We start from the raw sequence: 24,283 nt of genomic DNA, 5'->3' as shown, positions 1-24,283 counted from the left end.
CCTCTCCCACAAGGGGAGAGGGCGCACTATCTGACAACCGCTTTGCTGCGAGACCGAGACGACAGCTCGTTACTCCGCCCCGATCGTTGTCAGGTCCTGGAACCAATGCTGGGCCTGGACGAACTTCTTCACCTTCGGCGACAGCGCGTGCGGGTTGGTGTCGTGCACGACCCAGACCAGCACGGCGTCGTCGACGACCTGCGCGTGAGCCTGCGCGATCAGCTCGTCCTGCTTGGCGGGATCGAACGTCTGCTTGGCCTCGGCGATCAGCGCGTCGACCTTCGGATTCTTGTAGCCGCCCCAGTTGACGCCGACAGGCGCAATCTGGTCGGAGGCGAAGAAGCGGACGATGGCGTAGAGCGGATCCGATGTGACATAGGCGATGTTGTTGGCGGTGATGCCGGCGTTCATCTCGTCGGCCGCGCCCTTGCGCCAATGCGTGTACAGCGTCTCGAGCTCGACGACCTTGAAGTCGATGTTGATGCCGATCTCCTTGAAGCTCTGCTGCAGGTACTCGTTCATCGGCAGCGACAGCATCTGGCCGGTGCCGCCCTGCGCGATGATGAAGGTCGTCTTCAGCGGCTTGGCCGGCGAGTAGCCGGCCTCCTCGACCAGCTTCTTGGCGGCGGCCAGATCATATTTCAGCTCGAAGCTCGGCTTGCCGAACCACGGGCTCGACGGGTCGACCTGGCCCTTGGCCGGCTTGGCCAACCCGTTCATCAGCCCGACGACCTCGTCGCGGTTGATCGCGAGGTTGAGCGCCTTGCGCAGCCGGATGTCGGTCCAGGGCGAGCCCGGCAGCACGCTGAGATGGTAGTTCCAGACGTGCGGCGTGACGTTGTCGACGAGCTTCATGCCGGCCGCCTTGAGTTGCGGCACGGCATCCGGCGCCGGCGTCTCGATCAGGTCGACCTGGCCGGCGAGCAGCGCATTGGTGCGGGTCAGCGCCTCCGGCATCGGCACCAGCACGAGCTTGTCGGTCTTCGGCAGCCGATCCTTGTTCCAGTATTCGGAATTCTTTGATAGCTCCGCAAGCTCGCGCGGCACCAGCTTGGTCAGCTTGAACGGGCCGGTGCCGGAGGGTTGGCTGGCGAACTTGTCCCAGTCCTTGCCGAGCTTCTCATATTGCGCCGGGCTCGAAATCAGGAACCACAGCATCTGATAGGGAAAGAAGGAGTCGACGGTCTTGGTCGTGATCTCGACCGTGGAATCGTCGATCTTGGCGTAGCTCGCCACTGACGGCAGCCGCGTCTTGACCTGCGCGCTCTGCCGCTTGTCGAACTGCGGTGCCTTATCGTTGAGCACCTTGTCCAGATTCCAGATCACCGCATCGGCATTGAAGTCGCTGCCGTCATGGAACTTGACGCCCTTGCGCAAGCTGAAGCGCCACTTGGTCTTGTCGGCCTCGTCGACCTTCCACTCGGTGGCAAGGCCGGGGATCAGCTTGCCCGGCTTGTCGGCGACGCTCATGTCCCAGGCGACCAGCGGATCGTAGATCGTGTAGCCGGTAAACTGATAGGCGCCGGCGCCGCGATCGGGCTGGCCCGTCGTCAACGGAATGTCGGCCATCGAGATGCCGTAGCGCAGAACAGTCTCGGCGCGTGCGGCAGCGGCAGAGAGGCCGAGCGCGAGCGCGGTGGCGAGCAGTGGCTTGAGAAGACGCATGAAGGTGAGGCTCCGTGGAAACCGGATCAAATTCGACGCGCAGAACCTGCAATCCGGGTGCCAAGCCCCTCGAGCGAGATCGTTTGAGTACAAACGTTGTGGCGTCGCGTCGCAGGGTGAGCTCCGCCGGCCGTGCTGGCATAGGCGTTGCATAATGCTGCCCAGAATCTAGCCAGTCTTATCGGAGAGAAGATCGTGCTTTCTCGTATTGCGACCTCCATGAATGTGCGTGCCACCGTTGCGGCCGCGATGATGACGACGGTCTCGGCCTTGGTGCTGCCGGCGCAGGCGGGTGCAGAATCCGTACTGCGCATCGGCATGACGGCCGCCGACATTCCGCGCACGCTCGGCCAGCCCGACCAGGGTTTCGAGGGCAACCGCTTCACCGGCCTCACGATGTATGACGCGCTGACGATGTGGGACCTGTCGTCGGCCGAAAAGCCGAGCGTTGTCATTCCGGGCCTGGCCACCGAGTGGAAGGTCGACGAGGCCGACAAGACCAAGTGGACGTTCAAGCTGCGCCCCGGCGTCACCTTCCATGACGGCGCGCCGTTCAATGCCGACGCCGTGGTGTGGAACGTCGAGAAGGTGCTGAAGCAGGATGCGCCGCAGTTCGATCCGAGCCAGGTCGGCGTGACGGCTTCGCGCATGCCGACGCTCGCGTCCGCGCGCAAGATCGATGATCTCACCGTCGAGCTGACGACCAAGGAGCCGGACAGCTTCCTGCCGATCAATCTCACCAACCTGTTCATGGCGAGCCCGACCAAGTGGCAGAAGCTCTATGAGGCGGCGACCGGCGCTGACGACAAGGCGAAGTCGCAAGCCGCCTGGGCGGCGTTCGCCAAGGACGCCTCGGGCACCGGCCCGTGGAAGATGAGCAAGTTCACGCCGCGCGAGCGTTTGGAGCTGGTCAAGAACGAGGCCTATTGGGACAAGGCGCGCGTGCCCAAGGCCGACAAGATGATCCTGCTGCCGATGCCCGAAGCCAACGCGCGCACCGCGGCGCTGCTGTCGGGGCAGGTCGACTGGGTCGAGGCGCCGGCGCCGGATGCGCTGCCGGAGATCAAGCAGCGCGGCTTCAAGCTCTACGCCAACGAGCAGCCGCATGTCTGGCCGTGGCAGTTCTCGCGCATCGAGGGCTCGCCCTGGAACGACATCCGCGTCCGCAAGGCCGCCAATCTCTGCATCGATCGCGAGGGCCTGCGTGACGGCCTGCTCGCCGGGCTGATGGTGCCGGCCAGCGGGACGTTCGAGAAGGGCCATCCCTGGCGCGGCAACGTGACCTTCGAGATCAAGTACGACAAGGCGGCCGCGCAGAAGCTGATGCAGGAGGCCGGCTACGGTCCGAACAAGAAGCTCGAGGTCAAGACGCAGACCTCGGCGTCGGGCTCGGGCCAGATGCAGCCGCTGCCGATGAACGAGTATCTGCAGCAGGCGCTCGCCGAGTGCTATTTCGACGTCAAACTCGACGTCATCGAGTGGAACACGCTGTTCACCAACTGGCGCCGCGGTGCCAAGGACGCCTCGGCGAACGGCGCCAACGCCACCAACGTGACCTATGCGGCGATGGATCCGTTCTTCGCGCTGGTGCGCTTCCTGCAGTCGTCGATGGCCCCGCCCGTGTCGAACAATTGGGGCTTCATCAACAACCCGAAGTTCGATGAGCTGGTGAAGAAGGCGCGCCAGACCTTCGATCCCGCCGAGCGCGACAAGGCGCTGGCCGAGCTGCATGCGGCGTCGGTGGATGACGCGGCGTTCCTCTACGTCGCCCACGACGTCGGCCCGCGCGCGATGAGCCCGAAGGTCAAGGGCGTGGTGCAGCCGAAGAGCTGGTTCATCGACTTCTCGCCGATCTCGGTGGAGCCGTAAGCGACCAACATCAGTCGCCGTCATGGCCGGGCTTGACCCGGCCATCCATCTTTACCCGCGGAGGGAAAGGCGTGGATGCCCGGGTCAAGCCCGGGCATGACGATCGATAGACCTTTAGTAGGTGACTCGTGCTCTCTTATGCTGCCCGGCGGATGGTCTATGCGATCCCGATCATCATCGGCGTCGCGCTCGTCTGCTTCATGCTCGTTCACATCACGCCCGGCGATCCCCTGGTCGCGGTGCTGCCGGCCGACGCCTCGCAGGAGCTCGCGCAGCAATTGCGTGTCGCCTATGGCTTCGACAAGCCGCTGCCGGTGCAGTTCGGCCTGTGGCTGTGGCGCGCGATCAACGGCGATCTCGGCAGCTCGATCGCGACCGGCCGGCCGGTGCTGGCCGAGGTGCTGCGCGCGGTGTCGAACACCGTGACGCTGGCGATTGCCGCGGCGATCATCGGCTTCTCGCTCGGCCTGTTCTTCGGCCTCGTCGCCGGCTATTTCCGCGATACCTGGATCGACAAGGTCGCCACCTCCATCGCGATCGCCGGCGTGTCCGTGCCGCATTACTGGCTCGGCATGGTGCTCGTCATCATCTTCTCGGTCGAGCTGAACTGGCTGCCCGCGGTCGGCGCCGGCCCGTCCGGCTCCGGCGCGTGGGCGTGGGACTGGGCGCACATCCGCTTTCTCATTCTGCCGGCGATCACGACGTCGGTGATCCCGATGGGCATCATCACGCGTACCGTCCGCGCGCTCACCGGCGACATTCTCAGTCAGGACTTCGTCGAGGCGCTGCGCGCCAAGGGGCTGCGCGAGACGCAGGTGTTCCGTCACGTGCTGAAGAACGCCGCGCCGACCGCGCTCGCGGTGATGGGCCTGCAGCTCGGCTACATGCTCGGTGGATCGATCCTGATCGAGACGGTGTTCTCCTGGCCCGGCTCGGGCCTGCTCTTGAACTCCGCGATCTTCCAGCGCGATCTGCCGCTGTTGCAGGGCACGATCCTGGTGCTGGCGATGTTCTTCGTCATCCTCAACCTCGTGGTCGACATCGCGCAGGCCGCGATCGATCCGCGCATCAAGCGGGGCTAGCGATGAGCGTCGGTTCGAGCGCGATGAACGACTCCGCGCTGCAGGCCGCGCCAGTGGCCAACGCGCGCGGCTATTGGGCGACCGTGGGCCGCCGCATCGTCCGGGACAAGGTCAGCATGGTCTGCGTCGCGATCCTGCTGCTGATCTTTCTCTCTGCATTGCTCGCGCCGTATCTGCATCTCGCCGATCCCTACCAGGGCTCGATGATCCGCCGCCTGCGCCACATCGGCACGCCGAACTACCCGTTGGGCACCGACGAGCTCGGACGCGACATGCTGGCGCGGCTGATCTATGGCGGCCGGCTGTCGCTCCTGATCGGCATCTCGCCGGTCATCCTCGCCTTCAGCATCGGCACCCTGCTCGGGCTCATCGCCGGCTATGTCGGCGGCTGGGTGAACACGATGATCATGCGCACCATCGACGTGTTTTATGCGTTCCCGTCGGTCCTGCTGGCGATCGCGATCTCGGGCGCGCTCGGCGCCGGGATCACCAACTCCATCGTGTCGCTGACCATCGTGTTCGTGCCGCAGATCACCCGCGTCGCCGAGAGCGTTACCACCGGCGTGCGCAACCGCGACTTCGTCGAAGCGGCGCGCGCCTCCGGCGCGAACGCTTTCACGATCATGCGGGCGCACATGCTCGGCAACGTGCTCGGGCCGATCTTCGTCTACGCCACCGGCCTGATCTCGGTGTCGATGATCCTCGCCGCGGGTTTGTCGTTCCTCGGCCTTGGCACCAAGCCGCCGGAGCCCGAATGGGGCCTGATGTTGAACACGCTGCGCACGGCGATCTACGTCAATCCCTGGGTGGCGGCGCTGCCCGGCGTGATGATCTTCGCTGTGTCGATCTGCTTCAATCTGCTGAGTGATGGCTTGCGTAGCGCCATGGATATCCGGAGCTGATGTTTGCCATGCTAATTTGTAAAGAGAGGCGCGCGGCATCGGTAGTGCACCTCGCTCCGCTCTTGTCCGCCGTAGCTCGAAGAGCGAAGGCGGATGCGGGGGCGCGACGAGCTTCGCTCGCGCTGAGAGGTCGGATCGCATCGAAAGATGCGATCCGGGTGAGGGGGTACAGGTCTCTCCGCATACACTTCCCGTGTGGCTGCCCCTCACCCCAACCCTCTCCCCGTGAAGAACGGGGAGAGGGTGCGCACCATCTCTGTCGCGTACGTTCGGGGGCATTATGAGCGAAGCAGCAACCGTCACCGGGCTCGCACCGATCGAAGATCTCGGCGGCAAGGCGCAGCCGCTGTTGCGCGTCGATGGACTGACCAAGCACTTTCCCGTGCGCGGCGGGCTGTTCGGCGCGCGCAAGACGGTGCGGGCGGTCGATGACGTCTCGTTCAACATCGGCAAGGGCGAGACCGTCGGCATCGTCGGCGAGTCCGGCTGCGGCAAGTCGACGACGGCGCGCCTCTTGATGCATCTGATGGACCGCGATGCCGGCGAGATCATCTTCGACGGTCGGCAGGTCGGCCACGAGATCTCGTTGCGCGAGCTGCGCCGCGGCATGCAGATGGTGTTTCAGGACTCCTATGCCTCGCTCAATCCGCGGCTGACGATCGAGGAATCGATCGCGTTCGGGCCGAAGGTGCACGGCATGGCCGATGGCGCCGCGCGTGCGCTCGCGCGCGAGCTGCTCGGCAAGGTGGGCTTGAGGCCCGAAACCTTCGCCAACCGCTATCCGCACGAGATCTCCGGCGGCCAGCGCCAGCGCGTCAACATTGCCCGCGCCTTGGCGCTGTCGCCTCGCCTCGTCATTCTCGACGAGGCCGTCTCCGCGCTCGACAAATCGGTCGAGGCGCAGGTGCTGAACCTGCTGATGGACCTGAAGCGCGAGTTCGGTCTGACCTATCTGTTCATTAGCCACGATCTCAACGTCATCAACTACATCTCCGACCGCGTGCTGGTGATGTATCTCGGCGAGGTCGTCGAGCTCGGCCCGGTCGAGCGGGTCTGGGCCAAGCCGGCGCATCCGTATACGCGCGCGCTGCTGGCGGCGATGCCGTCGTCCGACCCGGACAGGCGCACGCAGGTGCCGCCGCTGTCCGGCGATCCGCCCAACCCGATCGATCCGCCGGCCGGTTGCCGTTTCCACACCCGCTGCCCGTTCGCCGAGGCGCCCTGTTCGAATGTCGCGCCAAGGTTGACGGAGCTGGATACAATGGGCCATCAGGCCGCCTGCCACATGGCGATCCCCGGTTCGGGGCACAGCCGCGCGCCGGCCGCCTGAGGGCAGACACCAGCAGCGAGAAGCGTCAATGACCAGACCCACGCCCCAGCAAGTCAGTGCCATCGCGGAGGCCTCCGGCCTGCCGGTCGACAAGGAGGTCGCGACCCGCATCGCCGACTCGATCGGACCGGCGTTCGACAATTTCGCGGCCGTCGCCGGCACCCTGCCGTTCGACCTGGAGCCGGCGAGCTACGTCGTGGCGCAGACCCTGAAGGTGGGCCGATGAGCACCGAGCCCGCGCTGATGACCCTGACCGAGGTGGCGAAAGCCATCGCGGAGAAGAAGCTGTCCGCCGTCGAAGTGACGCGCGCCTGCCTGCACCGCATCGCGCAGTGGCAGCCGAAGCTGAACGCCTTCATGGCGATCGAGTCCGAGCCGGCGCTGAAGGCCGCCGCCGAGGCCGATGCGGCGCTTGCGACGGACGGTCTGAAGGGGCCGCTGCACGGCGTGCCGCTGGCGCACAAGGACATGTACTACGAGGCCGGCCACGTCTCGACCTGCGGCTCGCTGATCCGCCGCGACTTCGTCGCGACGACGACCTCGACCGCGTTGCAGCGGCTGAAGGACGCCGGCTCGATCCGGCTCGGCACTTTGCAGATGGCCGAGTTCGCCTATGGCCCGACCGGCCACAACGCGCATTACGGCGCCGTGCACAATCCGTGGAAGCTCGGCTACGTCACCGGCGGTTCATCGTCCGGCTCGGGCTCCGCAGTCGGCGCCCGCCTGACGTTTGCGGCGCTCGGCTCGGACACCGGTGGCTCGATCCGGATGCCCGCGAATTTCTGCGGCGTCACTGGCCTCAAGGTGACCTGGGGCCGCGTCAGCCGCGCCGGTGCGATGCCGCTATCGCAATCGCTGGATACGGTCGGACCGCTGGCGCAGACGGCGGAGGATTGCGCGCTGCTGCTCGGCCTGATGGCCGGTCCGGATCCGGAGGATCCGACCGCCAGCGCCGCGCCGGTGCAGGACTACGTTGCGGCGACCCAGGCCTCGATCAAGGGCCTCAGGATCGGCGTGCCCAAGGCATTCTATGTCGACGACCTCGATCCGGAGGTCGCGCGCTGCCTCGATGCGACGATCGCGGTCCTGAAGACCGAGGGCGCCGATGTCGTGCAGGTCGATCTCCCGGACCAGCGCCAGCTCACCGCAGCCTGCCAGCTCGTGCTGGCGGTCGAGGCGGCCGCGTTCCACAAGCGCTGGATGATCGAGCGGCCGCAGGATTATGGCCCGCAGGTGTTGATGCGATTGCAGAACGCGCTCGCCGTCTCAGGCGTCGCCTATCTCGAAGCGCTGCGCTGGCGTGGCGCGGCGCTGGCCGCGCATGTCGCGGCGACCTCGGGCGTCGACGCGATCATCGCGCCCGTCTCGCCGCTGGTGACGCCGTCGATCGCGGACAGCGATGTCGGCGGCGCACCCGGCGCCGAAGCCGTGATCCAGCGCATCACCCGCTTCACGCGGCCGGTGAACTATCTCGGCCTGCCGTCGCTCGCGATCCCCACCGGCTTCACGTCGACCGGGCTTCCGGTCGGCATGCAGCTGATCGGCCGCTCGTTCGACGAAGCGACGATCCTCACCATCGGCGCCGCCTTCCAGAGGGCGACAGACTTTCACGCCCGGGTGCCGACGCTGCCATGATGGGACAGACACCTGCATCCCGCCCGACGCTCTCACCCTCCCCTGGAGGGGGAGGGTCGATTGCGCATGCAATGCGCAATCGGGGTGGGGTGACAGTCTCTCCGTCTAGAAGCGAGCCAATGGAGGGGCTGCCACCCCACCCCGTCTCGCATTCCGCTGCGCTTCATGCGAGCCGACCCTCCCCCTCCAGGGGAGGGTGGCAGCTTGCCAAGGCGCTCCTGACAGCAAAGTGAAGTAGAGATGACCAACCTCGTCGAGATCAACAATCTCACCATCCGCTTCACCGGCGAGCGCACGGTGCACGCGGTCAACGACGTCAGCCTGTCGCTTGGGGATGGCGAGGTGCTTGGACTGCTCGGCGAGTCCGGGTCCGGGAAGAGCGTCACCATGCGGGCGCTGATGCGGCTGTTGCCGAAGAAGCGGACGCAGATATCCGGCAGCGTCCGAGTGATGGGACGCGACGTGCTCGCCATGAGCGACGAGGAGCTGTCGCAGTTCCGCGGCCGCACGGTGTCGATGATCTTCCAGGAGCCGGGGCTGGCGCTCGATCCGGTCTACACGATCGGCCGGCAGATCGCCGAGACGGTGATGAGGCACGAGGGCAAGAGCTACGCGGAGGGCACGGCGCGGGCGCTCGAGATGCTCGATGTGGTCCGCATTCCCTCGGCCAAGCGGCGGCTGGAGTCCTATCCGCACGAAATGTCCGGCGGCATGCGGCAGCGCGCGATGATCGCGCTCGCGCTGGCGTGCCGGCCGAAGGTGCTGCTCGCCGACGAGCCGACCACCGCGCTCGATGCCACCGTGCAGATCCAGATCCTGCTGTTGCTGCGCGAGTTGCAGCGCGAGTTCGGCATGTCCGTCATCTTCGTCACCCACGACATCGGCGTCGCGATCGAGATCTGCGATCGCGTCGCGGTGATGTATGCCGGCCAGATCGTGGAGCAGGGCTCCCTGCGCGACATCGTTCGCCAGCCCGTCCACCCCTATGCGCGCGGCCTGCTGGCTTCCACCGTCCATGGCGCCAAGCGCGGCGAGCGGCTGCAGACCATTCCCGGCACACCGCCCTCGCTCGACCATGCGCCGCAGAGCTGCTCGTTCGCGCCACGCTGCAGTCTCGCCCAGCCGCGTTGCGCGGAGACGCTGCCGCCGAATGTCGATCTCGGTCCCCAGCGCCTCGCCCGCTGCATCCTGGCGGAAGCGCCGGCCAGTGTGGCGGCAACGTAACGGTTGCACCGAAACGCAGCGCCGCCCGGACGGAACCCTGCATCGCATGTCGAAGCCTGGCGACAGCATCGCTATGCTGCGGCGGCGCGCGGGACCGATCGTCCGCCGCCCTTGAGGACATGCCATGCACGTATCGAACGAAGGTATTTTGGTCATCCTGTTCGTCGGCCTGATCGCAGGCTGGCTGGCCGGCAAGATCGTGCGCGGCACCGGCTTCGGGCTCATCGGCGACATCGTGATCGGCGTGCTCGGTGCGCTCGTCGCGAGCCTCATCTTTCCGCGGCTCGGCATCCGGCTCGGAACGGGGCTGGTGTCCGAGATCGTCTATTCCGCGCTCGGTGCCATCATTCTGCTGCTCGTCGTCCGGCTGGTGCGAACCGGCGGACGCCTCTAGCGCTGCGATCCCGCTGTTCTGAACGTTTTCGTTGCGCCGCGAGACACATCAGGCGCAACTGCTAATTTACGCTAAAGCGCGCGTCGTTGGACGCTCGCCGCAGGAATCAGTATATTTCGCCTTGTTTGCCGCCAACTTGTCGGTTTGATCGGCGGCTCTGCAGCTCATTTGATCAATTGAAGAGATGGTGGTGATGGCGGCCGCACCTCACGTGAGGCAATCCGAGCTGAGCGATGCCCTGCACGGTTGCCGCAGCGCCTTCATCGGCGTCGGGGTGATGAGCTGCATCATCAACCTGCTGTATCTGACCGGCTCGATCTTCATGCTCGAGGTCTATGACCGCGTGCTGCCGAGCCGCTCGGTGCCGACCCTGATCGGCCTCATCATCATCGCGGCCGGTCTCTACATGGCCCAGGGCGCGCTCGACATGATCCGCAGCCGCATCCTCGGCCGGATCGGCACCGCGCTGGACGAGAGCCTGAACGCCCGGGTGTTCGACACGGTGGTCCGGCTGCCGCTGTCGTCCGGCGGGCGCAACGAGGGGCTGCAGCCGCTGCGCGACCTCGACAATATCAGGAGCTTTCTCGGCAGCCAGGGCCCCGGTGCGTTCTTCGACCTGCCGTGGCTGCCGCTGTATCTGGCGATCTGCTTCGCCTTCCACGTCCTGCTCGGCGTGACCGCGCTGGTCGGTGCCGTCATCCTCGTCACCTTGACCCTGATCACGGAATTTCTGACCCGCACCCCCGCCAAGGAGGCGATGGGCCTCGCCGCCCGCCGCAACGATCTGGCCACCACGAGCCGCCGTAATGCCGAGGTGCTGGTCGCGATGGGCATGACGGGCCGCATGCTGGAGCGCTGGGGCGATACCAACCAGAAGTACCTCGCCGGCAACCAGCGCGCCAGCGACGTTGCCGGCGGTCTCGGCGCCATCGCCAAGGTGCTGCGGATGATGCTGCAGTCGGCGGTGCTCGCGGTCGGCGCCTATCTGGTGATCCACCAGGAGGCAACCGCCGGGATCATCATTGCCGGCTCGATTCTCAGCGCGCGGGCGCTGGCCCCGGTCGATCTCGCGATCGCGCACTGGAAGAGCTTCGTCGCCGCGCGCCAGAGCTGGCACCGGCTCAACCAGCTGCTGCAGACCATGCCGCAGCGCGGCGTGCCGACGCTGCTGCAGCCTCCGGTCAGCAAGCTCTCGGTCGAGGGCATCTCGATCGTCGCCCCGGGCGACCAGAAGGCGATCGTTCAGGACGTCAGCTTCGCGCTGTCGGCCGGCAATGGATTGGGCATCATCGGCCCGAGCGCGTCGGGCAAGTCCTCGCTGGTGCGCGCGCTGGTCGGCGTCTGGCGTCCGGTGCGCGGCCACGTCCGGCTCGACGGCGCCGCGCTCGACCAATGGTCGACGGACGAACTCGGCCGCCATGTCGGCTATCTGCCGCAGGACGTCGAGCTGTTTGCCGGCACCGTGGCGCAGAACATCTGCCGCTTCGATCCCCACGCCTCCGCCGACGGCATCATCGCCGCCGCCAAGGAGGCCGGCGTGCACGACATGATCATCAAGATGCGGGAGGGCTACGACACCGAGATCGGCGAGCAGGGCACGGCGCTGTCGGCCGGCCAGGCCCAGCGCGTGGCGCTGGCGCGCGCGCTCTACGGCAATCCGTTCCTGATCGTGCTCGACGAGCCCAACTCCAATCTCGACACCGAAGGCGACGAGGCGCTGTCACGCGCGGTGCGCTCGGCGCGGGCGCGCGGTGCCATCGTCGTGGTCGTGGCGCATCGCCCGATCGGCATCGAGGCGGTCGATCAGGTTCTGGTCATGAAGGACGGCCGCGCGCAGGCGTTCGGCCCGAAGGAGACGGTGCTGGCGCAGGTGCTGCAGCCGCGGCCGCCGGCGCCGATCAAGATCGTCTCGGAAGCCGGCGTGACGAAGTCATGAGGAGTTGCGGCGCATGAGCAGTCAGGTCATCACCGGTCCTGTCCCGGGCGTCCGGCGGCCGGAGAGCGCGCAGCAGTCGATCCGGCGTCACCTCATCGTCGGCATGGGCGTCGTCGTTGCGGTGGCCGGCGGGCTCGGCGGCTGGGCCGCGACGCAGCAGATCTCGGGCGCGCTGATCGCGCCGGGCCAGATCGTCGTCGAATCCAACGTCAAGAAGGTGCAGCATCCGACCGGCGGCGTGGTCGGCGAGCTGCGCGCGCGCGATGGCGACGTCGTCAAGTCAGGCGACATCGTCGTCCGGCTCGACGACACCGTGACCAAGGCGTCTCTCGCCATCGTCACCAAGAATCTCGACGCGCTGCAGGCGCGCGCCGCCCGGCTCGAGGCCGAGCAGCGCGGCTGGGCCAAGATTCTGTTTCCGCCGCAGTTGCTGCAGCGGATGAGCGATCCCGACGTCAAGAGCCTGGCTGCCAGCGAGACCAAGCTGTTCGAGGTTCGCGTCAACGGCCGCATCGGCCAGAAGGCGCAGCTGCGCGAACGCGTGGCCCAGCTCACGGAGGAGATCGAGGGGCTGTCGGCGCAGGTCAGCGCCAAGGACCAGGAGATCGCGTTGGTGCAGAAGGAGCTCGACGGCGTGCGCCAGCTCTATGAGCAGCACCTGGTGCAGCTGTCGCGCCTGACCACGCTGGAGCGTGATGCGGCCCGCCTCAATGGCGAACGCGCGCAATACATCGCCGCCCGCGCCCAGGCCAAGGGCAAGATCAGCGAGACCGAGCTGCAGATCATCCAGGTCGACAAGGACATGGTCAGCGAGGTCTCCAAGGATCTGCGCGAGACCACCGACAAGATCGGCGAGTTCGTCGAGCGCAAGGTCACCGCCGAGGACCAGCTCCGCCGCGTCGACATCCGCGCGCCGCAGGACGGCATGGTGCTGCAGTCCAGCGTGCACACGGTCGGCGGCGTCATCTCCGCCGGCGACACCATCATGCTGATCGTGCCGCAGAGCGACGACCTGCAGGTCGAGGCCAAGGTCAATCCGCAGGACATCGACAAGCTGCAGGTCGGGCAGAAGACCTTGCTGCGTCTCTCCGCCTTCAACCAGCGCACGACGCCGGAATTGAACGGCGTCGTCAGCCGCGTGTCGCCGGATGTCACCACCGACCAGCGCACCGGCCAGAGCTACTACACCATCCGCGTCTCGATGCCGCCCGAGGAGATCGCCCGGCTCGGCGACGTCAAGCTGATCCCGGGCATGCCGGTGGAAGCCTTCGTCCAGACCGGCGACCGCACCGTGATCTCCTATCTGATGAAGCCGCTGCACGATCAGCTGATGAGGGCGTTCCGGGAGAAGTGAGGGGCCGGCCCACTCGCTTGGCCCACATCTGGCACCTCACACTCACTGTCATCCCCGCGAAAGCGGGGATCCATAACCACAGGCGGTTGTTGGCTTGCGCGACAGCTTCAACATCCAGCCTGCCCCAAGACAGATCACGCGGTATGGGTCCCGGATCGGCGCCCGCCGCCGCTTCGCGTCGACGGGCTTGTCCGGGACGACACCGAGTTACTCATCAAGCTTTGTTAACAACAACTCCAGCGCGCTCTTCGCGAACAGCTGCATATTGGCCGCGCGGTCTACGCTGCCGCTCTCCAGCGTGACCACGGCTGATGCCGGACCGGCCACGGCGAAACACGCGTGCCCGGCCGCATCGCCGTAGCGGTTGCCGGTCGGGCCCGCGGCGCCGGTCTCCGACAGGCCCCAATCCGTCGCGAAGCGCGTCCTGATCTGCCGCGCCAGCAGCTCCGCATAGGGCTCCGATGCCGAGCGGATGCCCTTCATCGCCTCGTCCGGGATGTCCATCAGCACGCGGCGGGCGTCGCGGGTATAGACCACCGCGCCGCCGAGGAAATATGCCGAGGCGCCGGGAACCGCCAGCAGCGCCGCCGCGATCAGCCCGCCCGCGGACGACTCCGCCACCGCGATGGTCTGCTTGTTGGCGATCAGCCGTTCGGCCGCCCGGGCGGCGACGGCAATCAGTTCATCCATGACAGACCTCGCTCCCACTCCGGCCCCCGACGAAAAACGGGCGGCATTCGATGATGCCGCCCGCGACGCGAACAGACAAGCGGATCAGGCCGCGACCGGCTCGCGCGCCGCGACGGCCTGCCGGCCGCCGCGATACACGGTCGTCGCGGCGATGATGCCGAGCACGGCGGCGCACATCAGCCAGTAGCCGGGCGAGGCCTTGTCGCCGGTCTTGTTGATCAGCCAGGTCGAGACCGCCGGCGTCGCGGTGCCGAACAGGCCGGCGGCCAGCGCGAAGGCGATCGAGAAACAGGTGGTGCGGACATGCGCCGGCACGATCTCGACCAGGCAGCCCAGCATGGTGCCGCTGTAGACGCCGAAATAGAACGAGAACAGCATCTCGACGGTGAGCAACTTGCCGAAGCTCGGCGCCGCCGCGAGCCAATGCAGCGCCGGATAGGCGGTGAGAAGCGCCAGCACCGCGATGGCCACCAGCACCGGCTTGCGCCCGATCCGGTCCGACACCGCACCGCCGACCGGATTCCACAGGAAGTTGGTGACGGCGACCAGCAGGGTGACGAGCAGCGAGTCCGCCGCTGACAGCTTCAGCTCCTTGCCGAAGCCGGGGCCGTAGACGGTGATGAAGTAGAACGTCGTCGTGGTCAGCACCGCGATCATCATGCCGAGGATCACGATGCGCCAATTGTCCAGCGCCGAGGCGAATACTTCGCGCGCGGTCGGGTGCTTCTTCATCGCGAGAAAGGCCGGCGTCTCCTCCAGCGTCCGGCGCAAGAAGAAGATCAGCGGGATGATCAGGCAGCCGATGAAGAACGGGATGCGCCAGCCCCAGGCGGCCACCATGTCCGCGGGCATGGCCTGATTGAGCACATAGCCGATGAGAGAGGCGACGAAGATCGCGACCTGCTGGCTGGAGGACTGGAACGAGGTGTAGAGGCCGCGATTGCCGGGCGTGGAAATCTCCGACAGGTAGACCGATACGCCGCCGAGCTCGACGCCGGCCGAGAAGCCCTGCAGCAGGCGGCCGAGCAGCACGATGATCGGGGCTGCGATGCCGATGGTCGCATAGGTCGGGCAGAACGCGATGACGACCGTGCCGAACGCCATGATGCCGAGCGTCACGATCAGGCCCTGCCGTCGGCCGATCTTGTCGACATAGGCGCCGAGCACGACCGCGCCGACCGGCCGCATCAAGGCGCCGAGCCAGAACACGCCATAGGCGTTGAGCAGCGCCGCGGTCTCGTTCTCCGACGGAAAGAACGCCTTGGCGATGATCGGGGCATAGAAGCCGAACAGGAAGAAGTCGAACTGCTCGAGGAAATTGCCGCTGGTGGCGCGCAGAATCGCGCCGATGCGCGAATGGATGGTAGCCGGCTGCGGGATTGGCTGTGAGGACACGCGGGGAAACTCCTACCGTCGAGGGGCTCGTGCGGAGGATTTCTACGCCGGCCGAAGGAAAGGTGCGACAATCTGCCACGCCTGATCAATTGGGCCAATAGATTTGCTGGCGAATGCCTAGATCTGAACGGGATTCAGCGACGGAGACTTCTGCTGCGCTGCACCCTTCAACCACTGCCGGAACGCCTTCAGCTTCGGCGGGTCTGTGCGGCCCTCGGGCATCACCAGATAGAAGCCGGCATCGCTCGGCAGCGCCATCTTGAACGGCACCACCAGCCGGCCCTTGGCGATGTCGTCCTGGACATAGGCGGTGCGGCCGATCGCGACGCCGAGCCCGTCGATCGCGGCCTGCACGGTCATCAGCGACAGATCGAAGCTCAGCCGGCTTTGCCGTGACAGCTCCACCGGCAGCCCCGCCGCCGTCAGCCACAGCCGCCAGTCGTCATCATAGCCGCCGCTGGCCTGCAACAGCGTGTGATGGGCGAGGTCCTCCGGACAGCGCAGCGGCTTGTCGCCCTGCAACAAGGCCGGGCTGCACACCGGAAACAGCTCGTCGGCCATCAGCCATTCGGCGCGCACGCCCGGCCAGTGGCCGCGCCCGTAGCGGATCGCGGCGTCGACATCGTCCTTGCGGAAATCCACCAGGCCGGTCGAGGTCGTGATGCGCACGTCGATGCCGGGATGGGCCTCCTGAAAGGCCGTCAGTCGCGGCAGCAGCCATTTCGCCGCCAGCGAGGCGATGGTCGAGACGGTCAGCACCTTGGCGTTGTCCTTGCGGACCAGCCGTTCCGTCGCCAGCCGGAGATCGTCGAATGCGGCACGCACCAGCGGGAGATAGTCGCGGGCCTGCGGCGTCAGCGCCAGGCTGCGGTTCTGGCGGACGAACAGGCGGATGCCGAGCTCGTCCTCCAACCGCTTGATCTGATGGCTGATTGCGGTCTGCGTCACGTTCAGCTCCGACGCCGCGCGGGTGAAGCTCAGGTGCCGCGCGGCAGCCTCGAACGCCCTTAGTCCATTCAGCGACGGCAGTCGGGCCATTCACGGCCTCCCGTTTCATGACGTTATTTCATCCGAAACGGTAGTAAATGTCGTTTGTGGATGAAGCGCAACCGCTCGATATTGCATCCTCAAGGAATTTTGGGAGGCTTTCATGTCGCTCTACGTCTCCTCGTCAATGACGAAACATCATGCACCCGGGTTCTGGTCGGGGGTTGCCGAGCTGCTCTCGGCCTGGCGCTTCCGCTACCGCACCCGGCATGAGCTGGCGCAATGGTCGGAGCGCGACCTGCACGATCTCGGCCTGTCTCGCAGCGACATCGCCGCCGAGATCGACAAGCCGTTCTGGCGGGGGTGAGCCCCTCACTCATCCCGCCGCGCCGGCGCCGCTTCGCAAAGGAGGACGCCGGCAACTCCATCTCCGCCGGAGCCCGCCATGCCGACGCAAGCTGCTGCCGTCCACGCTGCGTCCAATGTCATCCGCACGCGGCGCGGCGAGGAGGTGCGCCTCCGCTTCGTCACGCCTGATGATGCCGAGGTGCTGCAGGCCTATGTGCGGTCGCTGAGCCCACGCTCGCGAAACAGGCGTTTCCTGGGCGCGCTCAGCGAGCTGCCGAAGCCGGTGCTCGACGACTTCGTCGCGCTCGGTCGCAATGACCGCTACAGCCTGATCGGAGCGATGGATCACGACGGCGTCGAAAGCATCGTGGCCGAGGCGCGCTACGCGCTCGATCGCAACACGGGCCGCGTGGAGTTCGGCCTCTCGGTGCATGACCGCTGGCACGGCCACGGCATCGGCCCGGCACTGATCGCGCATCTCGAAGGCCGAGCGCGCGCACTCGGTGGTGTGACGCTGTCAGGCGAGGCGCTGCGCACCAACGACGTGATGATCGCGCTGGCGCGCAAGGCCGGCTTCGCCATCCAGCCGCACGCGGATGATTGGACGTTGGTGCGGTTCGAGAGGGTGCTGAGCCAAGCGCTGGCGCATTCAACGGGTGCAGATCTGCACGTGATCCACAACGACCCGCAGATCGCACGTTTGAGATAGGCTGAAGGATGTCATGCCCCGCGAAGGCGGGGCATCCAGTACGCCGCGGCCTCACCGTATCGCCAGCTATCAGTTGCGTTTACTGGATCGCCCGGTCAAGCCGGGTGATAGCAGCTTGCATTTGGCAAGGACCTATCCACGTCATTGCGAGCGTGAGCGAAGCAATCCAGCGCCGAGCAAGGACTCTGGATTGCTTCGCTTGCGCTCGCAATGACGGCGACTGTGGTGCGATTTGCCCTCCACGTGGGGAGTTCTCAAAACGTCTCCAGCCAGGGTCGGAGCTCCATCTCCCAGCTCCAGGCGCTGCGCGGCTGCTGCAGCACGTTCCAATAGCTGGCGGCGATCGCATCGGGATCGAGCATCGAGTCCGGCCGCTCCGCCGGCTCCTGCCGCCCGGCGCTCCTGATGCCGCCATCGATGACGAAATGCGCGACGTGGATGCCCTGCGGCGACAGCTCGCGGGCCATGCTCTGGGCGAGGCCGCGCAGCGCGAACTTGCCCATCGCGAAGGCGGCCGACTGCGCATAGCCCTTCACGCTGGCGGAGGCGCCGGTGAACAGGATCGCGCCGTGCTTGTTTGGCAGCATGCGCTGCGCTGCCTGCTGCCCCACCAGGAAGCCGCCGAAGGCGCTGACGGCAATGGACTCCTGCACGTCGGCCGGTACCAGATCGGTGAGCGGCCCGCGCGCCCGGGCGCTCGCATTGTAGACCACGAGATCAGGCTCGCCGATCTCGCGCGTCACGAGGCCGAACAGCCGCTCGACCTCCTCGGGATTGCTGGCGTCGCAGGGATAGGCGCGGGCGCCGGTCTCGTTGCACAGCGCGCCAAGTTTCTCGGTCTTGCGCGCGGCGAGCGCGACGCGGATCTTCTCGCGCGCGAACAGCCGGGCCAGCGAGGCGGAGAGCCCTTCGCCGGCGCCGACGATCAGGGCGATCTTGTAGGCAGGGATGTCCATGGCTTGTCCTCGACATGCGTTCGCTGCCGTTCAAGCTAGTGCAGCTGCGGCCATCTTCCTATCGTCCATCCCCACAAATCTGTCTGATGTCAGGCCGGGCGCGGCTGCAATCCATTGAGGCAGCCGATCTCCTCCAGCACCACGTCGAGCCGGCTGCGGTCGTGCAGGAACGCGTATTTGCTGCGGAGCATCTGCAGTGAGCGGGCGTGATATTTCTGCGGCTTCTGCGTCCACACGGTGTCGCCGAGCTGAACGCTGAACATGTCCCGGTTCTCCGTCAGCGCCCGCTCGTTGGCGAGCGTCCACGGCATGAACAATGCGCCGACCTGCCGGGTCAGGATCGGCATCAGGGTCAGCGACAGTTCCGGCCACAGCTCGAACTCGCCTTCGGCGCGTGGCCACAGCATGCGATGGATCCAGGCCAGCACATGCGGCGCATTGCCCTCGATCAGCGCGCCGGCGGTCGGATCGGTCCACAGTTCGTAGAACTGCCCCCACAGGCCGAAATCGCCGTAAGACGGCCGGCCGCCGAACAGATAGGGCCTGATGGCGAGATGCCGTTCCAGCAGGCCGAGCATCTCGACGAAACCCTGCTCGATCTGCGGCGCGTTGACCTCGTTGGAGCCGACATACCAGAGGCGCTCCACCATGCGGGCGCGGATCTTCTCCGCCACCTTGCCGAAGGTGGTCTCGTCGGCCTTCGGCGCAACCATGCGGGCGATGCGCCCGGCCGAGGCGCGCTGGTCGACGTCGCGCGCCCAGCGGTAGTGGAACATCCATTTGTTGCCCCACTCGTCGCCGAACTCCTCGAGCAGGGCCGAGACGAAGCTGGTCAGCACGTCGGCCGGGTGAATCGGCGGCTCCGGAAAGTCGAGCTCCAACGCGTCGATGATCGGCGTCGAATCCTGCATCGGCGCGTCGTCGGGAGCGACCACCAGCGGAATGATCGGCAGCTTGGCATGTCGCGCATAATCCGCCTCGCTTTCCGCGTTGCGCAATATCCAGTGATGCGGAATGCCCTTGTAACGCAGATACGATCGCACCTTGACCGAATAGGGCGACATCTCCGCCCCGAAGATGCGATAAACCTCCGTCGGCTGACTGGTCATGGATCTGCTCCCGGTTCGGCGCAAGCCGTTGCTGTTGTGTATCCGATCAGGCGCAACCTGTCGAAGAGTCCGTAAGAAGACTGGCGGAAACGAACGAGGGCTTAACGATCATGCATCAGTTCCTGAGACGCGATGACGTGATGACCGGCGGCAAGCGCCCGGAGCTGCTGGCGCCTGATACCACCGGGCTGAACTTCTATCGGGCCGATCCGGCGCTCGCAGACCTCCTGCGCATCCATCTGCCCGAGCGCTTGTTTCATCACCTCGTGCCGCACCTCGACCGACTGGGTGAGCTCGCCGGCGGCTATCTCGACGAATGCGCCAGGCTGGCCGATCGCCACGGACCGGTGCTGCATCAGCGCGACCGCTTCGGCCGCGACGTGCAGTGGATCGAATATCATCCGGCCTATCGCGAGCTGGAGCGCGCCGCCTTCGGCGAATTCGGCATCCATGCGATGTCGATCCGCAAGGGTATTCTCGGCTGGCCCACCAGATATCCGGTCGTCGCCAAGCACGCCTTCACCTTCCTGTTCAACCAGGCCGAGTTCGGGTTGGGCTGTCCGATCAACGTGACCGACGGCTGCGCCAGGCTGCTCGCGAGCTTCGGCAGCGACGCGCTGAAAGCCCGATATCTCGACGGCCTGACGCAGACTGACATGCGGAAGCTGACCCAGGGCGGACAGTTCATGACCGAGAAGGAGGGCGGCTCCGATGTCGGCACCTTGTCCACGGTCGCGGTGCCCGAGGGTGATCATTGGCGGCTGCATGGCGAGAAGTGGTTCTGCTCCAATGCCGATGCGAAAGTGGCGATGCTGCTGGCACGACCCGATGGCGCTGACGGCGGCACGCGCGGCGTGGGACTTTTCCTGATGCCGCGCTTCCTCGATGACGGCAGCCAGAACCACTATCGGATCGTGCGTCTGAAGGACAAGCTCGGCACCCGCTCGATGGCGTCGGGCGAGATCAAGCTGGAAGGCGCCATTGCCTATGCGGTCGGCCGGCTCGATCGCGGCTTCGTTCAGATGGCCGAGATGGTCAACTCGTCGCGCCTCTCGAACGGCGTCAAGTCGACGGCCCTGATGCGGCGCGCCTGGCACGATGCCATCACCGTTGCGCGCAATCGCGTGGTGTTCGGGCAGCGCATCGTCGACCTGCCGCTCGGTCGTCGTCAACTGATGAAGATCCTGCTCGCGACCGAGCAGGCGCTGTCGATGAGCTTCCTCACGGCCGATGCGCTCGACCGTGCCGAGGCCGGCAGCCAGGACGCGGCCGCGCTGCTCCGCATCCTGACGCCGACCTTGAAATTCCGTGCCACCCGCGATGCCCGCAAGGTCTGCGGCGATGCGTTGGAGATGCGCGGCGGCATCGGCTATGTCGAGGAGTTCGCCACCGCTCGCCTCTTGCGCGACGCCCATCTCGGCTCGATCTGGGAGGGCACGGGCAACATCGTCGCGCTCGATGCGCTGAAGCGCGCGGTCGGGCGTCACGGCGCGGAGCAGGCGCTGGCAGCCGATCTGCACGCGCGGCTCGATGATAGCGCCGCTGTGCCGCAGGCCTGGCGCGATCAGCTGCATCGTCTGGTCGATCGCGCGGTCGGCTTTGCGCGTGAGGTCGCGGCGCGCGCCGACAACGAAGCCGAAGCCCGCCGCGCGACAAGTCTGCTGTATCACACGTCGAGCGCCGTCTCCCTCACTTGGGAGAGCACGCGCATTCACGCCATGCGTGGCGATGCGCGCCGGCTGTTGCTCGCCAAGCTCGTCGTCGATCATCGGCTGACGCCGTCCGATCCGTTCCGGCTTGCGGAAAATAGGATGGATGATGCCATCTCGACACTGCTGCTCGGCGAACGTGCCGCTGACATGGAGGAGGTTGGCGAACTGCTGTCAGCGGCGTAGGCTTGCCACGACCAACAACAAACAAGATCGGGAGAACGCCAATGAAAGCCGCCGTGCTGATGGAGGTCAACAAGCCGCTGGTGATCGAGGACATCAGCGTGCCCAAGCCGGGGCCGCGCGAGGTGCTGATCCGCACGAGCGTGGCAGGCCTCTGTCACTCCGACCTGCACTTCATCGAGGGCCTCTATCCGCATCCACTGCCCGCCGTGCTCGGCCATGAGTCCGCCGGCATCGTCGAGCAGGTCGGCTCCGACGTCACCTATGTGAAGCCGGGCGATCACGTCGTCACCTGTCTCTCGGTGTTCTGCGGCACCTGCGACAATTGCACGACGGGCCGGCCGGTGCTGTGCACCGACACCACGGTGAAGATGCCGCCCGGCGCGTCCAATCGGCTGTCATGGGGACGAAGTGAGAAGCTGCATCAGTTCCTCAACCTCTCGTCCTTCGCCGAGCAGATGCTGGTGCACGAGAACGCGATCGTGAAGATCCGGCAGGACATGCCGCTCGAGCTCGCCGCGCTGATCGGCTGCGGCGTGATCACCGGCTATGGCGCGGTCGTCAACACCGCGCGGGTGACGGCCGGCGAAACCGTCGCGGTGATCGGTTGCGGCGGCGTCGGCATGGCGGCGATCAACGGCGCGGAGATTGCCGGCGCCGGGCGCATCATCGCCATCGACACCAATCCGGCCAAGCTGCAGCTTGCGACGAAACTCGGCGCCACAGACATCATCAATCCCGCCGACGGCGACGTCGTCGCGCAGGTGCGTGAACTCACCAAGGGCGGCGTGCATCACGCCTTCGAGGTGCTGGGACGCAAGGAGACCGCGGAGCAGGCGTTCGCCATGCTCGCGCCGGGCGGCACCGCGACCATCGTCGGCATGATCCCGTTCGGCCAGAAGATCGAGCTGCACGGCTTCGACTTCCTGCGCGAGCGCCGCATCCAGGGCTCGTCGATGGGCTCCAACCACTTCCGCGTCGACATGCCCCGCCTCGTCGAGTTCTATCTGCGCGGCAAGCTGCACCTGGAGGACTGGATCTCCGCCAAGCTGAAGCTGTCCGAGATCAACGAGGGCTTTGCCAACATGAAGGCCGGCAAGACCCTTCGCAGCGTCATCGTGTTCGATGCGTGAGGAGTAGAGGCTGTCGCCGTACACACAGCTGTCGTCCCGGCCTTGAGCCGGGACCCATACCGCGGAATCTATCGAGTTGGCTCAACTACGAGTCATCGTCTCACCACGGCCGGTGGTTATGGGTCCCGGCTCAAGGCCGGGACGACGGCGCTGGGTGAGGCGCGTGACTGCGTCCCTGACGCCAACTAATCCGCGAACATCGGCGGCGGCGTGAAGCCTCCAAACTCGCGCTCGATCAGTTCGGCGAGCTTGATCGGCGTGCGGTCTTCGAGGAAGGGGCCGACGATCTGCACGCCGACCGGCAGGCCATCCGCAAGCCCGAGCGGGATGGCCGTCGCCGGCAGGCCGGGCAGGGTCGCGACGCCTGGCCATGCCAGCTGATCGTTGTAGTCGTGCGCCACGCCATCGATGCTGACGCGACGTTCTCTTTGATCCGGCGAGTGGTCGTGCGGAAACGCAGGTGTCGGCATGATCGGACAGATCACCGCATCAAACCGTGCGAATAGCGCCCGCCACTGCGCGCGCAGGCCGAAGCGGGCGTTGTTGGCCTGCACCCAGTCGCGATGGCTGAGCGCGAGGCCGCGCAGCCGCTCGGCCGCAAGGCTCATCGCCTCCTTCGGAAGATGCGCGACGGCCTGGTTGGCCTCGGCATGAACCTGCGGCGGCATGGTGGCGCCGAGGAAGCCGAGCAGCAGGCGCATGTAGAGCCGGCTGGTTGCTGCGAAGTCCGGCAGCAGCGGGCTCTCGCTCACCACATTGACGCCAGCCTTCGCCAGATCAGTTGCGAGCCGCTCGATCGCCCCGCGCACGGCGGTGTCGGTCGGCAGCAGCGGATCCGACGCGACCACCAGCACGCGAAAATCCTGCAGCCGCGCATGCCGCGGCGGCGGCAGCTCCAGCCGATACGCCGTGCCGGCTTCGAGTGGATCGGGACCAGCCATCACGTCGAGCAGTAGCGACAGGTCGGCGGCCGAGCGCGCCATCGGGCCGACCACGGCAAGATCCGCCTCGTTCGGCAGCGGCTGGAACGGCGGCGGCGTGTGGCCGCGTGTCGGCACGAGGCCATAGGTCGGCTTGTGCGCGGTGACGCCGCAATGAAAGGCCGGCACGCGCAGCGAGCCGCCGATGTCCGAGCCGAGCGACAGCGAGCCGTAGCCGGCGGCCAGCGCCGCCGCCGATCCGCCGGAGGAGCCGCCCGGCGTGCGGCCGAGATCGTAAGGGTTATTCGTCGTGCCGTAGATGTCGTTGTAGCTCTGCCAGTCACCGAGCCCGAGCGGCACATTGGTCTTGCCGAGCACGATGCCGCCGGCCTCCTTCGCGCGCGTGACCGTCAGTGCATCCTCGGCCGCGATGAAATCCTTCTGTTGCGGAAAACCCCAGGTCGTCGGCAGTCCAGCGATGTTGTAGGACTCCTTGACGGTCAGCGGCAGGCCGAGCAGTGGCCGGCTCTCGCCGCGCGCCAGCGCCGCGTCGGCGCGACGCGCGGCCTCCAGGGCGCGATCGAAGTCGCGCACGCAGACGGCATTGATCTTGTTGTCATGTCGTTCGATGCGGTCGATCGCGAGCTGAGTCAGCTCGACCGACGAGATCTCGCGATGTGCCAGAGCTTTCGCCGTCTCGACGGCGGTTGCGAACGTCCATTGCGATGCAGCCAAGGTCCTGCTCCCCGTGCG

The 24,283-nt window shown here is 66.5% G+C and carries 21 protein-coding genes; 14 read left to right on the top strand and 7 right to left on the bottom strand.

The window, feature by feature from the left end:
- Nucleotides 1–69 precede the first annotated feature (69 nt).
- Nucleotides 70–1,665: an ABC transporter substrate-binding protein gene (locus QXZ94_RS22070; RefSeq protein ID WP_315722195.1), complete on the bottom strand. Its 1,596-nt coding sequence runs from the start codon at nt 1,663–1,665 to the stop codon at nt 70–72.
- A gap of 249 nt (nt 1,666–1,914) precedes the next feature.
- Between QXZ94_RS22070 and QXZ94_RS22065 the strand changes: the two genes are divergently transcribed.
- The 10 genes from QXZ94_RS22065 to QXZ94_RS22020 all read left to right on the top strand — a co-directional run bounded on the left by QXZ94_RS22065 (nt 1,915) and on the right by QXZ94_RS22020 (nt 13,391).
- Complete coding sequence (locus QXZ94_RS22065; protein WP_315726435.1) at nt 1,915–3,534, top strand: ABC transporter substrate-binding protein; 1,620 nt, start codon at nt 1,915–1,917, stop codon at nt 3,532–3,534.
- Nucleotides 3,535–3,662: 128 nt separating this feature from the next.
- Nucleotides 3,663–4,616, top strand: a complete 954-nt coding sequence (locus QXZ94_RS22060) for an ABC transporter permease (protein ID WP_315722194.1) — start codon at nt 3,663–3,665, stop codon at nt 4,614–4,616.
- A gap of 2 nt (nt 4,617–4,618) precedes the next feature.
- Nucleotides 4,619–5,518, top strand: a complete 900-nt coding sequence (locus QXZ94_RS22055; RefSeq protein WP_315722193.1) for an ABC transporter permease — start codon at nt 4,619–4,621, stop codon at nt 5,516–5,518.
- Between the two features lie 280 nt (nt 5,519–5,798).
- Nucleotides 5,799–6,848 (top strand): oligopeptide/dipeptide ABC transporter ATP-binding protein, encoded by a 1,050-nt coding sequence (locus QXZ94_RS22050; protein ID WP_315722192.1) that lies wholly within the window; start codon nt 5,799–5,801, stop codon nt 6,846–6,848.
- A gap of 28 nt (nt 6,849–6,876) precedes the next feature.
- Nucleotides 6,877–7,074 (top strand): hypothetical protein, encoded by a 198-nt coding sequence (locus tag QXZ94_RS22045; protein ID WP_006611297.1) that lies wholly within the window; start codon nt 6,877–6,879, stop codon nt 7,072–7,074.
- On the top strand, nt 7,071–8,483 hold the full coding sequence (locus QXZ94_RS22040) for an amidase (RefSeq protein WP_315722191.1): 1,413 nt from the start codon (nt 7,071–7,073) through the stop codon (nt 8,481–8,483). Before QXZ94_RS22045 ends, QXZ94_RS22040 begins: the two co-directional genes overlap by 4 nt.
- 240 nt (nt 8,484–8,723) lie before the next feature.
- Entirely contained in the window at nt 8,724–9,707 is a 984-nt protein-coding gene (locus QXZ94_RS22035; RefSeq protein ID WP_315722190.1) for an ABC transporter ATP-binding protein, read from the top strand.
- A gap of 124 nt (nt 9,708–9,831) precedes the next feature.
- A complete protein-coding gene (locus tag QXZ94_RS22030; protein ID WP_009030922.1) occupies nt 9,832–10,101 on the top strand; it encodes a GlsB/YeaQ/YmgE family stress response membrane protein in 270 nt (89 codons plus the stop codon).
- A gap of 193 nt (nt 10,102–10,294) precedes the next feature.
- A complete protein-coding gene (locus tag QXZ94_RS22025; RefSeq protein ID WP_315722189.1) occupies nt 10,295–12,037 on the top strand; it encodes a type I secretion system permease/ATPase in 1,743 nt (580 codons plus the stop codon).
- A gap of 13 nt (nt 12,038–12,050) precedes the next feature.
- Nucleotides 12,051–13,391, top strand: coding sequence for an HlyD family type I secretion periplasmic adaptor subunit (locus QXZ94_RS22020; RefSeq protein WP_172111552.1), 1,341 nt, complete (start codon nt 12,051–12,053; stop codon nt 13,389–13,391).
- A gap of 207 nt (nt 13,392–13,598) precedes the next feature.
- Here the strand turns inward: QXZ94_RS22020 and QXZ94_RS22015 are convergent, their stop codons facing one another.
- The 3 genes from QXZ94_RS22015 to QXZ94_RS22005 form a co-directional block, all read right to left on the bottom strand.
- Nucleotides 13,599–14,081 carry a CinA family protein gene (locus QXZ94_RS22015; protein ID WP_315722188.1) on the bottom strand — a complete coding sequence of 161 codons (483 nt, stop codon included), beginning with the start codon at nt 14,079–14,081 and terminating at the stop codon, nt 13,599–13,601.
- A gap of 84 nt (nt 14,082–14,165) precedes the next feature.
- Nucleotides 14,166–15,476, bottom strand: a complete 1,311-nt coding sequence (locus QXZ94_RS22010) for an MFS transporter (protein ID WP_315722187.1) — start codon at nt 15,474–15,476, stop codon at nt 14,166–14,168.
- Nucleotides 15,477–15,593: 117 nt separating this feature from the next.
- A complete protein-coding gene (locus tag QXZ94_RS22005) occupies nt 15,594–16,514 on the bottom strand; it encodes a transcriptional regulator GcvA (RefSeq protein WP_315722186.1) in 921 nt (306 codons plus the stop codon).
- A gap of 112 nt (nt 16,515–16,626) precedes the next feature.
- Between QXZ94_RS22005 and QXZ94_RS22000 the strand changes: the two genes are divergently transcribed.
- Both QXZ94_RS22000 and QXZ94_RS21995 read left to right on the top strand, forming a co-directional pair.
- Nucleotides 16,627–16,830: a DUF1127 domain-containing protein gene (locus tag QXZ94_RS22000; RefSeq protein ID WP_172131266.1), complete on the top strand. Its 204-nt coding sequence runs from the start codon at nt 16,627–16,629 to the stop codon at nt 16,828–16,830.
- 78 nt (nt 16,831–16,908) lie between these two features.
- Entirely contained in the window at nt 16,909–17,520 is a 612-nt protein-coding gene (locus QXZ94_RS21995; RefSeq protein ID WP_315722185.1) for a GNAT family N-acetyltransferase, read from the top strand.
- Nucleotides 17,521–17,774: 254 nt separating this feature from the next.
- Here QXZ94_RS21995 and QXZ94_RS21990 read toward each other — a convergent pair whose 3' ends face one another.
- Both QXZ94_RS21990 and QXZ94_RS21985 read right to left on the bottom strand, forming a co-directional pair.
- Nucleotides 17,775–18,476: an SDR family NAD(P)-dependent oxidoreductase gene (locus QXZ94_RS21990; protein WP_315722184.1), complete on the bottom strand. Its 702-nt coding sequence runs from the start codon at nt 18,474–18,476 to the stop codon at nt 17,775–17,777.
- Between the two features lie 89 nt (nt 18,477–18,565).
- A complete protein-coding gene (locus QXZ94_RS21985) occupies nt 18,566–19,585 on the bottom strand; it encodes a glutathione S-transferase family protein (RefSeq protein ID WP_315722183.1) in 1,020 nt (339 codons plus the stop codon).
- A gap of 110 nt (nt 19,586–19,695) precedes the next feature.
- Between QXZ94_RS21985 and QXZ94_RS21980 the strand changes: the two genes are divergently transcribed.
- Both QXZ94_RS21980 and QXZ94_RS21975 read left to right on the top strand, forming a co-directional pair.
- Nucleotides 19,696–21,480 carry an acyl-CoA dehydrogenase family protein gene (locus QXZ94_RS21980; RefSeq protein WP_315722182.1) on the top strand — a complete coding sequence of 595 codons (1,785 nt, stop codon included), beginning with the start codon at nt 19,696–19,698 and terminating at the stop codon, nt 21,478–21,480.
- A gap of 41 nt (nt 21,481–21,521) precedes the next feature.
- Entirely contained in the window at nt 21,522–22,610 is a 1,089-nt protein-coding gene (locus QXZ94_RS21975; protein ID WP_315722181.1) for a Zn-dependent alcohol dehydrogenase, read from the top strand.
- A 185-nt stretch (nt 22,611–22,795) separates the two neighbouring features.
- On the opposite strand, the gene QXZ94_RS21970 is transcribed toward QXZ94_RS21975, so the two are convergent.
- Nucleotides 22,796–24,265, bottom strand: a complete 1,470-nt coding sequence (locus tag QXZ94_RS21970) for an amidase (protein WP_315722180.1) — start codon at nt 24,263–24,265, stop codon at nt 22,796–22,798.
- Between the last annotated feature and the right edge of the window lie 18 nt (nt 24,266–24,283).

The organism is Bradyrhizobium sp. SZCCHNS2022, from assembly GCF_032377575.1.
GTDB lineage: Bacteria > Pseudomonadota > Alphaproteobacteria > Rhizobiales > Xanthobacteraceae > Bradyrhizobium > Bradyrhizobium aeschynomenes.
The sequence above is the reverse complement of the archived record's forward strand: the minus strand, read 5'-3'. Positions and strand labels throughout refer to the sequence as shown.

Coding starts and splice junctions, on each gene's coding strand:
- QXZ94_RS22020 (WP_172111552.1), top strand. CDS start 12,051: ATGAGCAGTCAGGTCATCACCGGTCCTGTCCCGGGCGTCCGGCGGCCG.
- QXZ94_RS22035 (WP_315722190.1), top strand. CDS start 8,724: ATGACCAACCTCGTCGAGATCAACAATCTCACCATCCGCTTCACCGGC.
- QXZ94_RS21980 (WP_315722182.1), top strand. CDS start 19,696: ATGCATCAGTTCCTGAGACGCGATGACGTGATGACCGGCGGCAAGCGC.
- QXZ94_RS21975 (WP_315722181.1), top strand. CDS start 21,522: ATGAAAGCCGCCGTGCTGATGGAGGTCAACAAGCCGCTGGTGATCGAG.
- QXZ94_RS21985 (WP_315722183.1), bottom strand. CDS start 19,585: ATGACCAGTCAGCCGACGGAGGTTTATCGCATCTTCGGGGCGGAGATG.
- QXZ94_RS22065 (WP_315726435.1), top strand. CDS start 1,915: ATGATGACGACGGTCTCGGCCTTGGTGCTGCCGGCGCAGGCGGGTGCA.
- QXZ94_RS22025 (WP_315722189.1), top strand. CDS start 10,295: ATGGCGGCCGCACCTCACGTGAGGCAATCCGAGCTGAGCGATGCCCTG.
- QXZ94_RS22000 (WP_172131266.1), top strand. CDS start 16,627: ATGTCGCTCTACGTCTCCTCGTCAATGACGAAACATCATGCACCCGGG.
- QXZ94_RS22045 (WP_006611297.1), top strand. CDS start 6,877: ATGACCAGACCCACGCCCCAGCAAGTCAGTGCCATCGCGGAGGCCTCC.
- QXZ94_RS22070 (WP_315722195.1), bottom strand. CDS start 1,665: ATGCGTCTTCTCAAGCCACTGCTCGCCACCGCGCTCGCGCTCGGCCTC.
- QXZ94_RS22030 (WP_009030922.1), top strand. CDS start 9,832: ATGCACGTATCGAACGAAGGTATTTTGGTCATCCTGTTCGTCGGCCTG.
- QXZ94_RS22015 (WP_315722188.1), bottom strand. CDS start 14,081: ATGGATGAACTGATTGCCGTCGCCGCCCGGGCGGCCGAACGGCTGATC.
- QXZ94_RS22050 (WP_315722192.1), top strand. CDS start 5,799: ATGAGCGAAGCAGCAACCGTCACCGGGCTCGCACCGATCGAAGATCTC.
- QXZ94_RS21990 (WP_315722184.1), bottom strand. CDS start 18,476: ATGGACATCCCTGCCTACAAGATCGCCCTGATCGTCGGCGCCGGCGAA.
- QXZ94_RS22005 (WP_315722186.1), bottom strand. CDS start 16,514: ATGGCCCGACTGCCGTCGCTGAATGGACTAAGGGCGTTCGAGGCTGCC.
- QXZ94_RS22055 (WP_315722193.1), top strand. CDS start 4,619: ATGAGCGTCGGTTCGAGCGCGATGAACGACTCCGCGCTGCAGGCCGCG.
- QXZ94_RS22040 (WP_315722191.1), top strand. CDS start 7,071: ATGAGCACCGAGCCCGCGCTGATGACCCTGACCGAGGTGGCGAAAGCC.
- QXZ94_RS21995 (WP_315722185.1), top strand. CDS start 16,909: ATGCCGACGCAAGCTGCTGCCGTCCACGCTGCGTCCAATGTCATCCGC.